Origin of the sequence: Vibrio sp. Y58_MX_L22, from assembly GCF_024181865.1 — a bacterium.
Classification (GTDB): Bacteria; Pseudomonadota; Gammaproteobacteria; order Enterobacterales; family Vibrionaceae; genus Vibrio; species Vibrio alginolyticus.
Genome location: NZ_JAMZAN010000003.1, coordinates 37,489 through 52,084, shown reverse-complemented (window position 1 = coordinate 52,084; position 14,596 = coordinate 37,489). Strand labels below are relative to the sequence as shown.

15 protein-coding genes are annotated in these 14,596 nt (G+C 44.2%); 13 read left to right on the top strand and 2 right to left on the bottom strand.

The window, feature by feature from the left end; translation table 11 throughout:
* Positions 1-452 precede the first annotated feature (452 nt).
* From rbsD to vctC, 13 genes are all read left to right on the top strand, one after another.
* On the top strand, positions 453-872 hold the full coding sequence (rbsD, locus tag NL626_RS08070; RefSeq protein WP_017635387.1) for a D-ribose pyranase: 420 nt from the start codon (positions 453-455) through the stop codon (positions 870-872).
* Between the two features lie 23 nt (positions 873-895).
* Complete coding sequence (rbsA, locus tag NL626_RS08065; RefSeq protein ID WP_253657205.1) at positions 896-2,401, top strand: ribose ABC transporter ATP-binding protein RbsA; 1,506 nt, start codon at positions 896-898, stop codon at positions 2,399-2,401.
* Positions 2,398-3,381, top strand: a complete 984-nt coding sequence (gene rbsC / locus NL626_RS08060) for a ribose ABC transporter permease (protein ID WP_005382618.1) — start codon at positions 2,398-2,400, stop codon at positions 3,379-3,381. The genes rbsA and rbsC overlap by 4 nt, the downstream gene beginning before the upstream one ends.
* 87 nt (positions 3,382-3,468) lie before the next feature.
* On the top strand, positions 3,469-4,347 hold the full coding sequence (rbsB, locus tag NL626_RS08055) for a ribose ABC transporter substrate-binding protein RbsB (protein WP_005373143.1): 879 nt from the start codon (positions 3,469-3,471) through the stop codon (positions 4,345-4,347).
* 222 nt (positions 4,348-4,569) lie between these two features.
* Complete coding sequence (gene rbsK / locus NL626_RS08050) at positions 4,570-5,487, top strand: ribokinase (RefSeq protein WP_054574640.1); 918 nt, start codon at positions 4,570-4,572, stop codon at positions 5,485-5,487.
* Positions 5,488-5,522: 35 nt separating this feature from the next.
* Positions 5,523-6,545, top strand: coding sequence for a substrate-binding domain-containing protein (locus NL626_RS08045; protein ID WP_025767871.1), 1,023 nt, complete (start codon positions 5,523-5,525; stop codon positions 6,543-6,545).
* A 499-nt stretch (positions 6,546-7,044) separates the two neighbouring features.
* A complete protein-coding gene (pnuC, locus tag NL626_RS08040; RefSeq protein ID WP_171344893.1) occupies positions 7,045-7,776 on the top strand; it encodes a nicotinamide riboside transporter PnuC in 732 nt (243 codons plus the stop codon).
* Between the two features lie 10 nt (positions 7,777-7,786).
* Entirely contained in the window at positions 7,787-8,518 is a 732-nt protein-coding gene (locus NL626_RS08035) for a nucleoside phosphorylase (RefSeq protein ID WP_171344892.1), read from the top strand.
* Positions 8,519-8,652: 134 nt separating this feature from the next.
* A complete protein-coding gene (locus tag NL626_RS08030; RefSeq protein ID WP_005382613.1) occupies positions 8,653-9,333 on the top strand; it encodes a Crp/Fnr family transcriptional regulator in 681 nt (226 codons plus the stop codon).
* Between the two features lie 163 nt (positions 9,334-9,496).
* The gene (locus NL626_RS08025; RefSeq protein ID WP_005376635.1) at positions 9,497-10,405 is read left to right on the top strand and encodes a siderophore ABC transporter substrate-binding protein; all 909 of its coding nucleotides are present in this window, start codon (positions 9,497-9,499) and stop codon (positions 10,403-10,405) included.
* A gap of 22 nt (positions 10,406-10,427) precedes the next feature.
* Entirely contained in the window at positions 10,428-11,363 is a 936-nt protein-coding gene (vctD, locus tag NL626_RS08020; protein WP_017820306.1) for an iron chelate uptake ABC transporter permease subunit VctD, read from the top strand.
* On the top strand, positions 11,356-12,306 hold the full coding sequence (vctG, locus tag NL626_RS08015; protein WP_005376631.1) for an iron chelate uptake ABC transporter permease subunit VctG: 951 nt from the start codon (positions 11,356-11,358) through the stop codon (positions 12,304-12,306). The genes vctD and vctG overlap by 8 nt, the downstream gene beginning before the upstream one ends.
* 2 nt (positions 12,307-12,308) lie before the next feature.
* The gene (gene vctC / locus NL626_RS08010; protein WP_017635379.1) at positions 12,309-13,064 is read left to right on the top strand and encodes an iron chelate ABC transporter ATP-binding protein VctC; all 756 of its coding nucleotides are present in this window, start codon (positions 12,309-12,311) and stop codon (positions 13,062-13,064) included.
* Between the two features lie 42 nt (positions 13,065-13,106).
* Here the strand turns inward: vctC and cueR are convergent, their stop codons facing one another.
* On the bottom strand, positions 13,107-13,493 hold the full coding sequence (gene cueR / locus NL626_RS08005; protein WP_005376627.1) for a Cu(I)-responsive transcriptional regulator: 387 nt from the start codon (positions 13,491-13,493) through the stop codon (positions 13,107-13,109).
* Between the two features lie 87 nt (positions 13,494-13,580).
* A complete protein-coding gene (locus tag NL626_RS08000; RefSeq protein WP_053307613.1) occupies positions 13,581-14,549 on the bottom strand; it encodes a helix-turn-helix domain-containing protein in 969 nt (322 codons plus the stop codon).
* Positions 14,550-14,596: the final 47 nt, after the last annotated feature.

Here is a 14,596-nt window from a genome sequence, read left to right as displayed (position 1 = left end):
GTGTCCCTACAAACGTCGCGTACCAGGTAAGGTACTGAACGGATGATGTGTTTTGGCAAATTGTAACCAGATTGTAAGGTGAGCGTTCTCCAAAATCAGGCAGCTATCTAAGAATTGTGATGACGTGAAAGGTTTCGAGTTTATTAACTAGAGGTTTTCTCAGTAGTAGGACGTCTCTTTTCCTTCCTCCCTGTATAAAACCTAACCGTAATGACAGGGAAATACCGTCATCGAAACGTTTCGATGGTAAAGTGTGACTCAAGTGCACTTTTCCTATTCAATGACAATTGAATTACAGATCATTCTCACACCTTATCGATCTCACACTGGTCAAATTGCGATGACGAATTATTATTTCATCGAAACGTTTCGATGAGTTTTCTGTTAATAACGAAAACACTTTAAAACAGGCGCTCATGGTTGTATGAACGTGTAACCGAAAGGTCGATGAGATGAAAAAAAGTACCCTAATTAACTCAGATATTTCTTACTTGGTGGCGACGCTAGGCCACACTGACGAGATCACGATATGTGATGCTGGTCTACCAATCCCAGAGCATGTTCAGCGAATCGATTTGGCGCTAACGCATGGGGTACCAAGTTTTCTTGATACTGTTCGCGTAATTCTATCTGAGTCCCAAATCGAAGGGATCATCATTGCGGAAGAGTTCTCTGATGCAAGCCCAGTTTTGCATGAAGCGTTGCTCAACGAACTGAGCAAAGAGAGTGAAGAAACGGGCAAATCTATTGAGGTGAGCTACGTGTCACATGAAGCGTTTAAAGCACGCACGGCGCAAAGTCGCGCTATCGTAAGAACCGGCGAATGCTCGCCATATGCGAACGTTATTTTCCAAGCGGGCGTGGTTTTTTAAGCCAGAGATATTGAGGACAGATTATGACTCAAGCCATTCTACAACTAAGCGAAATTGAGAAGGCGTTTCCGGGCGTAAAAGCACTCGACAAAGCAAGCCTGAATGTTTATCTAGGCCGTGTTATGGCGCTGATGGGTGAAAATGGAGCAGGCAAGTCAACGTTAATGAAGGTGTTGACAGGCATTTACCACATGGATGCGGGGAGCATTCAATATCAAGGTCAGCCGGCGGCCTTTAAAGGTCCACGCGATTCACAGGAAGCTGGTATTAGCATTATTCACCAAGAGCTGAACCTGATTCCTGAACTGACGATTGCCGAAAATATTTACTTGGGACGAGAGTTCACTGGCTCCTTAGGGCGTATCCAGTGGGGCAAAATGTATGACGAGGCTGACAAGCTTTTAAAACGTCTGAATGTAAAGCACTCATCAAAAACATTGCTTGGCGATTTAAGCCTTGGTGAACAACAAATGGTGGAAATTGCAAAGGCACTTTCGTTTGAGTCGAAAGTCATCATTATGGATGAGCCAACGGACGCATTGACCGATACCGAAACGGAATCACTGTTTAAAGTGATTAATGAGCTTCGTGCTCAAGGATGCGGCATCGTATACATCTCGCATCGTCTTAAAGAAATCTTTGAAATCTGTGATGATATTACGGTGCTTCGTGATGGTAAGTTTATCGGTGAGTGCAAGGTGTCCGACACTGATGAAGATGGCCTAATTGAAATGATGGTTGGCCGAAAATTAGAAGAGCAATATCCACGTATTGATGTCCAACATGGCGAAACTTGTCTTGAAGTCATTGGTTTGACTGGGTCTGGCGTTCAGGATGTGAGCTTTACTCTCAAGCGTGGTGAGATTCTTGGAATTTCTGGCTTGATGGGCGCAGGCCGCACTGAACTCATGAAAGTCATTTACGGCGCATTACCTAGTGAGCATGGTGTTATCAATCTTGATAACAAAACTATTAACCCGGTTAGCCCGCAAGATGGCTTGGCAAATGGTATCGCTTACATCTCTGAAGATCGCAAAGGCGATGGTTTGGTTTTAGGTCTTTCGGTTAAGGAGAACATGTCACTTTGTTCGCTAAACCAGCTGACCAAAGGCTTCCAGATTCAACACAGCGACGAAGTGATTGCTGTGGAAGATTTTATTAAGTTATTCAACATTAAAACCCCAACGCGAGATCAAATCATCGGCAACTTATCTGGTGGTAACCAGCAAAAAGTTGCGATAGCGAAAGGGTTAATGACGAAACCTAAAGTTCTGATTCTGGATGAGCCGACACGTGGTGTTGATGTCGGAGCAAAAAAAGAGATTTATCAGCTCATCAACAAGTTTAAGGCCGAAGGCATGAGCATCATCTTGGTTTCTTCCGAGATGCCTGAAGTGCTCGGCATGAGCGACCGTATTTTAGTGATGCATGAAGGTCGTATCACTGGCGAATTTGATGCGAAAGACGCCGATCAAGAAAAATTACTCGCCTGTGCCGTAGGCAAAGAGATCAATGAGGAAGCAGCATGAGTACGAATACCATGAGCAAACCAACCGAAACTGGCAACAAGAAGTTGTTCACAAAAGAGTGGCTGATTGAGCAAAAATCACTGATAGCTTTGATCTTTCTGATCGTTGTTGTGTCATTTTTGAACCCGAACTTTTTTACGGTCGACAACATTCTCAACATTCTTCGTCAAACCTCCGTGAATGCCATTATCGCAGTGGGTATGACATTAGTTATTTTAACAGCAGGCATCGACTTAAGTGTTGGTTCGGTATTGGCATTGTGTGGTGCCTTTGCGGCAAGCATGATTGCGCTTGAGGTTCCGGTGCTGGTGGCGGTTCCAACTGCTTTAGTCGCAGGTGCAGCGTTAGGTGCGATCAGCGGTATCATTATTGCGAAGGGTAAGGTGCAGGCATTTATCGCTACGCTGGTTACCATGACGTTACTACGCGGTGTGACCATGGTGTACACCGAAGGTCGTCCAATCTCGACAGGCTTTACTGACACCGCGGATGCGTTCGCATGGTTTGGTACTGGCTACGCGCTAGGCATTCCGGTTCCTGTTTGGTTAATGGTGGTTGTGTTTGCAGCGGCTTGGTATTTACTTAACCACACGCGCTTTGGTCGCTATGTTTACGCACTAGGCGGCAATGAGTCTGCGACTCGCCTATCAGGTATCAATGTAGACCGAGTGAAGATTGGTGTCTACGCCATCTGCGGTATGTTAGCAGCGCTTGCAGGCATTATTGTAACGTCTCGTCTTTCTTCGGCGCAGCCAACAGCGGGTATGGGCTACGAGCTAGACGCTATCGCAGCGGTTGTTCTTGGCGGTACCAGCTTGATGGGCGGTAAAGGTCGTATCATGGGTACCTTGATTGGTGCGCTGATCATCGGTTTCTTGAACAATGCACTTAACCTACTTGATGTTTCTTCCTACTACCAAATGATTGCAAAAGCAGTGGTTATCTTGCTGGCGGTATTGGTAGACAACAAAAACAAGTAATTCATAACAATCTGTATATATAAAACAGTGAATACAAACCGAGTCAGGGGACGTGTACTGGCTCACCCTACACAAAGGACTAGAACGATGAAAAAACTTGCAACTCTTATCTCTGCTGCACTTCTTTCTTCAACCGTATCGGTAGCGGCGCAAGCTCAAGATACCATGGCGATTGTGGTTTCGACGCTAAACAACCCGTTCTTCGTAACGATGAAAGACGGTGCGGAAGCAAAAGCGAAAGAATTGGGGTACGACTTAATTGTACTGGACTCGCAAAATGACCCGAGTAAAGAACTGTCGAACATCGAGGATTTAAGTATTCGCGGCGTAAAAGCAATTCTTATCAACCCAACGGATTCTGATGCAGTGTCTAATGCAATTCGTATGGCGAACCGTTCTAAGATCCCTGTGTTGACATTAGACCGTGGTGCAAGCCGTGGTGAAGTTGTGAGTCACATCGCGTCGGACAACGTAATTGGTGGTGAAATGGCAGGCCACTACATCATGGAAAAAGTCGGCGAAAAAGCAAAAGTCATTCAACTTGAAGGTATTGCGGGCACATCGGCAGCGCGTGAGCGCGGTGAAGGCTTTATGAATGCAGTGAAGGGCAGCGATATGGATCTTCTTGCTAGCCAACCGGCTGACTTTGACCGCACAAAAGGTCTAAACGTAATGGAAAACCTGCTAGCGGCTAACCCGGATGTACAAGCGGTATTTGCACAGAATGATGAAATGGCGCTAGGTGCACTTCGTGCAGTTCAAGCTTCTGGCAAAGATGTCGTTATCGTTGGTTTTGATGGTACGGAAGACGGCATTGCAGCAGTTAACCGTGGCAAACTAGCGGCAACTATTGCTCAGCAACCAGACCTTATCGGTGCTTTAGGTGTTGAAACGGCTGACAAAGTTTTGAAAGGTGAAGAAGTAGAAGAGTACATCCCAGTACCACTAAAAGTAGTCACTAAGTAAGTTTTAAGTTCAATAAATCATCCTAATTTTTGCTCTCTCCTCCGTTTATATCTGTCGTTTAGGAGGTGAGGGCAAACTTACCCAAAATACTGCAAAGTGTGGGGTATAGATGCCTTTGGCTTTTTGTCGAGACTCCTTCGTCAGGAAGAGAAGTTAAAGTCATCTAATGTATTTTCCTAAACAGTTTTTAAAAAGGGTTCATTCAGAACCGAGGATAACCGTATGAATAAGTTAGTGGTGTTAGGTAGTGTAAACGCTGACCATGTTCTTCAAGTGCCTTCTTTCCCTCGCCCAGGCGAGACGCTGCATGGTCGCAACTATCAAGTTATCCCAGGTGGCAAAGGTGCCAACCAAGCCGTCGCGGCGGCGCGATTAAATGCAGACATCGGTTTTATCGCTTGTGTGGGCGACGACTCATTCGGCATTAACATTCGCGAAAACTTCAAAATGGACGGCATCGATATCACTGGTGTGAAGATGCAGCCAAATTGCCCGACAGGTATCGCGATGATTCAAGTGTCGGACAGTGGTGAGAACAGCATTTGCATTTCAGCTGAAGCGAACGCCAAACTGACAGCAGAAGCGATTGAGCCAGATTTAGAGCGTATTCGCCAAGCAGATTACTTGCTAATGCAATTGGAAACGCCGATGTGCGGCATTGAGAAAGCTGCGCGAATCGCGAAAGATGCCAAAACCAATGTCATTCTGAACCCAGCGCCAGCTCGCGAACTGTCAGATGAATTACTGTCTTGCATTGACGTGATTACACCAAATGAAACGGAAGCTGAAGTTCTGACAGGTATTACTGTAACAGACAACGAAAGCGCGCAAGAAGCGGCGAATGTGCTACATGGTAAAGGTATAGAAATTGTTATGATCACACTCGGTGCAAAAGGCGTTTGGCTAAGCCAAAACGGTCGAGGCGAAATCATCTCGGGTTTCCGCGTTGAAGCGACGGATACTACCGCTGCGGGCGATACATTTAATGGGGCATTCGTCACTGGTCTCCTAGAAGGTTTACCTTTAGAATCAGCGATTAAGTTTGCACATGCGGCGGCTGCAATTTCTGTGACCCGCTTTGGCGCGCAAACGTCGATTCCAACCCGCGAAGAGGTGGACGCGTTTCTCGCTGAACAATAAGGCGCACAACGCCTCATTAAAATAGGAGTAGTAACATGGCGACGATGAAAGACATCGCAAAACTGGCAGGGGTTTCCACTTCAACAGTGAGCCATGTTATTAACAAGACGCGTTTTGTGAGCGAAGAGATCTCTGAACGCGTTAACAATGCCGCAAAAGAGCTTAACTACTACGCGCCCTCTGCGTTGGCGCGTAGCCTCAAAGTCAATCGTACCAAAACCATTGGTATGCTCGTGACAACCTCAACCAACCCATTCTTTGGCGAAGTCGTAAAAGGCGTAGAGCGCAGCTGCTACCAAAAAGGCTACAGCCTCATTTTATGTAACACCGAGGGTGATAACGAACGTATGCGTCAATCCATTAATACGCTATTGCAAAAGCGTGTCGATGGTTTGATTTTGATGTGTTCGTCGCTAGAAGGAGAGCGTATCGATGTATTTGAGCGTTACCCAGATATCCCAGTAGTGGTAATGGACTGGGGGCCGATGCTATTTACAAGCGATAAAATCCAAGACAACTCACTTCGTGGCGGTTACTTAGCGGCGAAATACTTAATTGATTGCGGCCATACCGAAATTGGGTGCATCACTGGCCCTTTGATTAAACACCAAGCGCAAATGCGATACGAAGGTTATAAGCGAGCAATGAACGAAGCGGGCTTGGAATTTAATGCCAATTGGATCATTGAATCGGACTTCGAGTGTGAGGGTGGGTATCAAGCGTTCAAAAAAATGGCTCAGCGTGGCGCATTACCTAGCTCGATTTTCGTCTCTAACGATATGATGGCGATGGGGGTGATTAACGCCGCAAATGAGCTCGATATTAAAGTGCCGGACGACCTGTCCATTATTGGTTACGATGACATCCATATCGCGAAATTTATGTCGCCATCGCTAACTACCATTCATCAGCCTAAGTACCGTTTGGGGCAGGCTGCCGTTGAGACTCTTGTCCGAAAGTTGGATGAAAAGTCAACAGAGGCACAGGTCGTACAATTAGAACCGACTCTAGTGGAACGAAAAAGCGTCAAGAGGTTAAAGTCAAACGTCACTGAATGACGTGTGATGTTGAGCTAAAAAATTAAAAAAGTCGTTTCTCTTTATACGATAAAGCCTTACTATCGTCGTTGATTATAAATAAAACTATTAATTGTTGTCTGGCGGATTAGTTAAATGTTATCAAAAGGTTACGCTAAGTTATCTGTAAAACACCCTTGGTTTCACCGAGTTAATGTTATTACAGTTGTATTGATTTTTTTTGTGAGCTGCTATCAGCTACTGGTTAATGAAGCATTTGAGTACGCAATTGGCTTTATTATTACACTTTTGGCGTCAGCTTTATTTGCATCAGCTTCTGCATTCAAAAAACGCTATCTAGGCTTGGATTCATAGGCACGTCTATTTCCAACATCGTTCAATAGCATCATTTATTGCTTTCAAGTAAACATTGAACTGAATTATGATCGAGTGCATCAAGAGGAGGACAAATGTCCTCCTTTTTGTTGGGGATCACGCTCTAATATAAGCGTATTCCAAACAAAATAATAAAGGACATGTTATGGACCTCTTTGCCTTACTCGATATTAATAATACTCTCGTTAACATTCCGATCGGCGACGGCTACGCAATGAGTTGGATCGAAGCTTTCGGTACCGTTTTTGGACTGCTTTGCATTTGGTTTGCCAGCCAAGAAAAAACCATCAACTACTTATTCGGTTTGCTGAATGTCACGCTTTTTGCCGTTATCTTTTTTCAAATTCAGTTATACGGATTATTGCTTCTTCAATTGTTTTTCTTCTGTGCGAACATTTACGGCTGGTATGCGTGGACCCGCCCAAACGCACAAGGTGAAACGCTGGAAGTTCGCTGGTTAAATAAACAGAAACTTATTACTTCTGCCTCTATTAGCGTTGCATGTATCGCATTATTAACGATCTATATCGACCCATTTTTCTTTGCGCTAGCAAACATTGCTGTTGATAGCTTGAATCTCTTTGGTGCTGGCTTGGCTGAACCGGTGCTTGAGCCTGACGCGTTCCCGTTCTGGGATGCAACCATGACAGTACTTTCTGTTGTTGCACAAATTCTGATGACACGTAAATACGTCGAAAACTGGATTCTATGGGTTGTGATTAACATTATCAGTGTGGGTATCTACGCGACGCAAGGTGTTTACGCAATGTCTGTTCAGTACGCGATTCTTATGTTCATCGCTGCCAATGGCACGCGTGAGTGGGCTCGTAGCGCTAAGCGCAATGGCGATAAAACCTTAGCGCACGCTGCTGCGTAAGGAACGAAAAATGGCCAAACAACCTCATATCGGAGTGGATGAAACACAAATCTCTCCCCTCGTTATTGTATGCGGCGAGCCAGATCGAGCGAATCGTATCGCGGCATTATTTGATGATGCAGAAATGGTGTCGGAAAACCGCGAGTACCGTGTGTTTACCGGCAACTACAAAGGCAAGCCTGTTTCAGTGTGTAGTACAGGTATAGGTGCGCCATCGATGATCATCGCAGTGGAAGAGCTAAAACAGTGCGGTGTGACTCATGTGGTACGCGTTGGATCGGCGGGGGCAATGCAATCAGGCATTCATATTGGCGAGTTGATCATTGCCGAAGGCGCGGTAAGAGATGAGGGCGGCTCTAAAGCGTATGTCGATTCGTCTTATCCAGCCTACGCAAGCTTTTCACTGTTAAAGGAAGTTGAGCGTTACTTGTCGATGCAAAAAGTGCATTATCATTTTGGTGTGGTGCGTTCTCACGACAGTTTCTATACCGATGACGAGGATGCAATATGCCAACATTGGAACAAGAAAGGCATCTTAGGTGCAGATATGGAAACCTCTGCGCTGTTTACGGTCGGTCGACTACGAGGCCTTCATGTGGCTTCGATATTAAACAACGTGGTGCTGTATCAACAAGATGTGAAAGAAGGGGTTGGTCAGTACGTTGATGAGGCCAAAGTAATGATGCAAGGTGAGAAGAGTGCCGCGATTACGGCATTAGAAGCCTTGGTTGCTCAGCGTTAGCCAGTCTCTATCTCAGTAAGTCACATAAACAGAATAGATGTAAAGCGACAGGTCACTGTCGCTTTTTTATTTGGAGTTACGGGGTACAATCCACCTTAAATAGTTGTCCGTAACTTTTTCTGAGAGAGCAGAAAATGAAAATCAGCCCTTATCCGACTGGTCGCTTCAAAACATACCTTGAAGAAAAGAGTGCCACCTTTCGCGATTTGATTTATCAATGCCAAATAAATTCGCGTTACTTTGATGCTGGGGAAGCAATTCTCCGCCAAGGTGAGCAACTTCAGTACTTGTATGTTGTGCCAGTAGGTCGAGTCTCGATGAACATATTGGCCGCAAATGGACGACGTTTTCAATTAGGGGAAGCTAACTGCGACTATCATATTTATGGTGAAATGGAGTTCTTCACTCAGACCCCTTGTCAATGGAATGTGATAGCAGATGAACATATGCAGGTTGATGTTATCTGTATCCAAAAACTAACCGAAGCACTGCAAAATCATCCCCAAATGATGGTGTTCTTCGCTTCAGCATTGGCTGAGGATTATCAAGACTCCATGGATATCTACACTAATCGTTTGTTGCATCCCATTACTTACAACATTGCCTATGATCTTCTCGTCCGTAATCAGACGGATAAGTTGCTTGGTGGTTTTGATAAAGTGAACCAAGAGGCTGAGCGGTTTGGCACCTCAGGCCGAGTCTATCGACGTGCAGTTAAGGACTTGATTGAAAAGGGATTGATTACAAAAACGGACAACGGTTTGGAGATTATTGATGAGCTGGCACTCAAAGCGTTTATTGAAGCGCATGAATGATACGCCCAGGTATTGAAACTGATGGGTTTTATAAGTCTTTGATATATCTAAGTCTTGAGTAAACGTAACTAATGTAAAGTACCTTAAATTTTGTTGAATGCATTAAAGAGTAGCGTTATATTGCGAACGCGTATGATAATAGATCTCATTAAGGCTTAACAAAATGAAAAAATTCGTCGGTGCGGCTATGCTGTCGTTATTTACTGTTTCTCCTTCTTTCGCTGCTAAAGTTGTGATTGACCACTACATGGGTCAAACAGAGCTAGAACAATCCCCAGAGCGTGTGGTTGTGATTGGCTTTGGCCCGCTAGATGCGCTGGACAACTTTGGTATCGATCCCGTTGCAGTATCTAACTCGTCTAATCTTCCTAGTTACCTTTCAAAATACAGCAAAGATAACTACACCTCTGCGGGTAGTTTGTTTGAACCTGATTTTGAAACCATCTACATGCAAAAACCGGATTTGATTTTGGTTGGTCCGCGAGCGTCTGCGAAATATGAAGAGCTGAGTGAAATTGCCCCTACAGTTGTTTTTGCGGCGAAAGAGAACCAAGGCTATTGGGAAGGCACGCAAGCGCAATGGCGCAATATTGGTAAGATCTTCAATATCGAAGAAAAAGTAGAGCAGAAAATTGAAGCGCTAGATGCTCAATTCAAAGCAATCCGTGACTACAACCAATCGAACAAAAATGATGCACTAACGATTTTAAGCATGGGTGACAACATCAGCGCGTTTGGTGCCCAGTCGCGATTTGGCGTCATTTATAACGACTTTGGCTTCTTGGAAACGGTTGAGCACGTGAAAACGGGCACTCACGGAGATGTCATTTCTTATGAGTTTATTCGTGAAGCTAACCCGAAAAATATTCTCGTGGTTGACCGTAATTCTCTGACAGGTACGCCGGATAACGATATTCGTAAATCCATGGATAACGACTTAGTCAAAGCGACCGCAGCATATAAAAATCATAAAATCACTTATTTAGATGTGGACGCGTGGTACTTGTCGATGTCTGGTGTGACAGCAACAGAAAAAATGGTCAGTGAGATAAAGCAAACCGTTGAACTGTAATCCAAGATAGCAGAGGTTAACTTTGAAGAAGTTATTGCTAACCCTTGTGGTTTTAAGCACGGTTTCGTTATTTGTTGGGGTGGCAAACATGACGCCCCAACAACTCTTTTCAGGTGATGAGAAAGCATTAGAGCTTTTCTTTACTAGCCGTATACCACGTTTATTTGCCATACTGCTTGCTGGTGCTGGCTTGAGTATTGCGGGTCTTGTCATGCAGCAAATCAGCCAGAACCGATTTGCTGCACCTTCTACAACTGGTACGATCGAATGTGCCATGCTGGGCTACGTACTGAGCGTGGTTTTCTTTGGTAACGACAATCACCTTTGGCTCGTATTTGGCATCTCGGTATTTGGGACGCTAGCGTTTGTTTTCTTTATTCAGCGCATTCAATTTAAGAGCGTGGTTTTTGTGCCTCTTGTCGGGATTATTTTCGGCAATGTCATCCAATCCATGACTACGTTTATCGCTTACAAATATGATGCACTTCAAAGTCTGAATGCTTGGACAGTCGCAAACTTCGCCAACATCTTGCGTGGTGATTTTGAACTGCTGTACATCGCGGTACCAATGGTTATCCTCAGCTATCTTTTTGCCGCAAGGATCTCTGCCGTAGGTATCGGAAAAGATTTCGCGATTAACTTGGGTTTGAATTATCAGCAGGTTGTGACGATTGGCGTGCTATTGGTGTCCATCATGTCAGCAAGTGTCGTGATGATTGTTGGCCAGTTGCCATTCTTAGGGCTTATTGTGCCTAATCTCGTGAGTCACTTTTATGGCGATAACCTCAAAAAGAACATTCCGCTTACGGCCATGTATGGGGCCATTTTAGTGTTGTGTTGCGACTTGGTGAGTCGTTTAATTATTTTCCCTCATGAAATGCCAATCTCTATCGTGATCAGCATATTGGGTGGCGTGGTATTCATCGCTATGTTGTTGCGAGGTAAGCAACATGCGTGATTCAACGAAAATCCTGCTGCTAGGTGGCATTGCGATTCTTTTCGCGTGTCTGTTTATTGGTATTGGGCTAACGGCTGACAACTACCAATATTTTTTGTCTCGTAGAGTTCCTAAAGTATTGGCGATAGTGCTAGCGGGTGTGGCCATTGCTCAGTCTTCACTTGTATTTCAAACCATTACGCACAACCGAATTTTAACGCCAAGTATCATGGGTTTTGATGCGCTGTATGTGTTAACCCAAATTTTGATCGTGTTGATTTTTGGTGGGTTGAGTACCTTAGTTCTTAACTTGTACGTCAATTTCGCGATTGCAGTAATTGTAATGGTGTCGTTTTCGCTACTGCTGTTTGGGTTTTACTTTTCAAAAGGCAGCAAGAACTTGATTACGTTGCTATTGGTCGGCTTGATCTTTGGTCAGCTATTTTCCAATGCGGCGTCATTCTTTTCTTTGCTGATGGACCCAAACACATATGCAATTGTTCAGTCGAAACTGTACGCCAGTTTCAATAATGTCAAAGTGAACTTGGTTTACTTTAGTGCTCCGGCTTTGATGTTTGCATGTTGGTTGTTGTTTAGGATGCATCGCACTTTAGATGTGTTTTGGCTCGACCAAGACAATGCGAAAAGTTTGGGTGTTGATGTACCTAAAGTGACGAGAAATGTGTTTATTATCTCGGCGGTTTTGATTGCTATTTCTACGGCTTTGGTAGGGCCAATCATGTTCTTTGGTTTACTAGTGACCAACTTAAGCCGAGAAATGTTCCGAAGTTACCAACATAAAACGCTATTGGTCGGATGTTCGTTTCTATCCATCAGTTCATTACTTGCTGGGCAATGGATAATCGAAAACGTGTTCAGTTTTGAGACGACGTTGAGTGTCGTAATTAACTTTATCGGCGGTGCGTATTTCTTATACCTGCTGCTGAAAAACAAAGTTGTATAAATATGATAGTAATAGACAAATTAACGAAGGCTTTCGGTTCAAACAAAGTCGTAGACGAGGCCAATACTCAGTTTGAAAAGGGCAAGGTAACATCGATTATCGGTCCAAATGGCGCGGGAAAGAGCACGCTGTTATCTATGGCCTCGCGCTTAACGGAGCGAGATGGCGGTAGTGTTATCATTGATTGCAAGGAAATCGCGGAATGGGACACAAAAGAGCTAGCGAAAAAACTGGCAGTACTTCGCCAAGCTAACTCGATTACAATGCGGTTTACCGTAAAAGAGTTAGTCTCTTTTGGTCGTTTCCCATACTCTAAAGGAAATCTGACTAAAGAAGATCATGAGGTCATAGAACAAGCGATCGACTACTTAGATTTGCAAGATATTCAAGACAAATACTTGGATGAATTAAGTGGTGGTCAGCGACAGCTTGCATTTATTGCTATGGTGATTGCACAAGATACAGATTATGTCTTTCTTGATGAGCCTCTTAATAACTTAGATATCAAACACTCTCTTCAGATCATGAAAGTTGTGCAGCAGTTAGCCCATGACATGAATAAAGCCATGGTGGTCGTGATTCATGATATTAATTTCGCGGCGTGTTACTCAGATGTCATATTGGCGCTTAAGAAAGGCAAGGTTGTGGCGAGTGGTGCGGTTGAAGAGGTTATTCAAGCATCTACGCTAGAGGACATCTACGAAACGCCATTTAACATCATAGAGTTAAACGGTAAGCGCATGTGTACCTATCATTAAGCGAGCTAGTTCGTTTTAAACGAGATCAATAGATAGGCGGGCTTACTTGGTGAGCTCGTCTATGATTGGGCATCGGCTCTCTGCATCTCCAGGACAAGAAGAAACCCAACCTTCAAGTTGCGTTTTGATCTCCATGAGGTGTGCAATTTTTTCTTCAACCTCTCTCAGTTTGTCCATGGTTCTTGCTTTTACTTCGCTACTTTTGCGGTTGGGGTTATGAGCAAGTTGTACGAACTCTTTGCATTCTTGCAACGAAAAGCCTGCGCTTTTTGCGCGTGATACCAAGTTAAGCTCTTGAATATGATTATCTGAATATTCGCGATAGCCAGAGTCGCTACGCGCTGGTGGAGATATGATCCCTTTGTCTTCATATAATCGAATCGACTTAGATGAAAGCCCTGTGAGCTTCGCGACAGCACCAATATTCATGTTTAACCTCCATAACGTTTAAGGCGAGTATATACCGATGTTGTGGATAAGACACTCCTAAATAACAGTCAGTTACCTAGAGTCCCCTTACTCTTTAATCACTTCATGTGGTGGCACACCAAATGCCTTTTTGAAGGCATAAGTGAAGTTAGAAGGGTGGTGGTATCCGGCTTCATAGGCGGCTTCTGTTATCGTCACTAGGCCACGTTCCAAATGTTGCCTAGCAATCTCAAGACGTCGAAAACGAATGTAGCCGTTTATGGTCATATTAAGTGATTGTTTAAATCGGCGCTGCAGGTTTGAAACACTCATTGAGAATTGGCTCGCCAACTTTTCCAAGCGTAGTTCTTGATCAAGGTGAGTTTCAATATAGCTGACAATATCCTCAATCCGACCATCAATGTGTCGTTCAATACTGCTGTTTTTAGCACTGAAATTCTTAGGAATTTGCTTGGTGGCTTGATGTAAAATTTGATAGATCAAGCTTTCGACCTCTAGCTTCTCTTGGAACTCTTGCGGTGTTTCTCTATTTGTTAACGTCTCAGCCAACTCGCATAGCGTCTGGTTAAGCTCCAACTGTTGAAACGCCTGATGAGAGTTAAAAAAGGCTCGATGGCTACAATTTTGCTCAAGGCGGGCCTCTAGCCATTGGGGCTTAACCAATATGTTGATCTTATTAATGAGGTTATCTTTGAGCAGTGAACGACGAAAATTTGCAGGTTTGAGTAAGTTCACCACTACACCCTTAGGGCCGTCGCTCGCGTCTAAATCAAATTGCAAATCGTCGTAGCCAAACGAGAGTCTACCTTCTAAAAGAATAGTGACCAGCAGTGAGGCGTGTGCAGTAGAAACAATATTCGAATCAATAAGTTCTAGACAACGCCCGCCATGAACAAAAATTTGATCATTGTACTGATATGATAGGAACTTACCTTCGGCCAGTTGAGTTTGACAAGGTTGGCCTTGCGTGACAATCCATTGTTTCTCTGTCGCCTCTAGTCTTTGGGTTAAAGCTATCTTGGCAATTTTAGTTCGTTTTGTTGTGACTTCCTGCATTTGACACTTCCTCATAACACTTGTGCGATTTCGCATAACCAAATCGC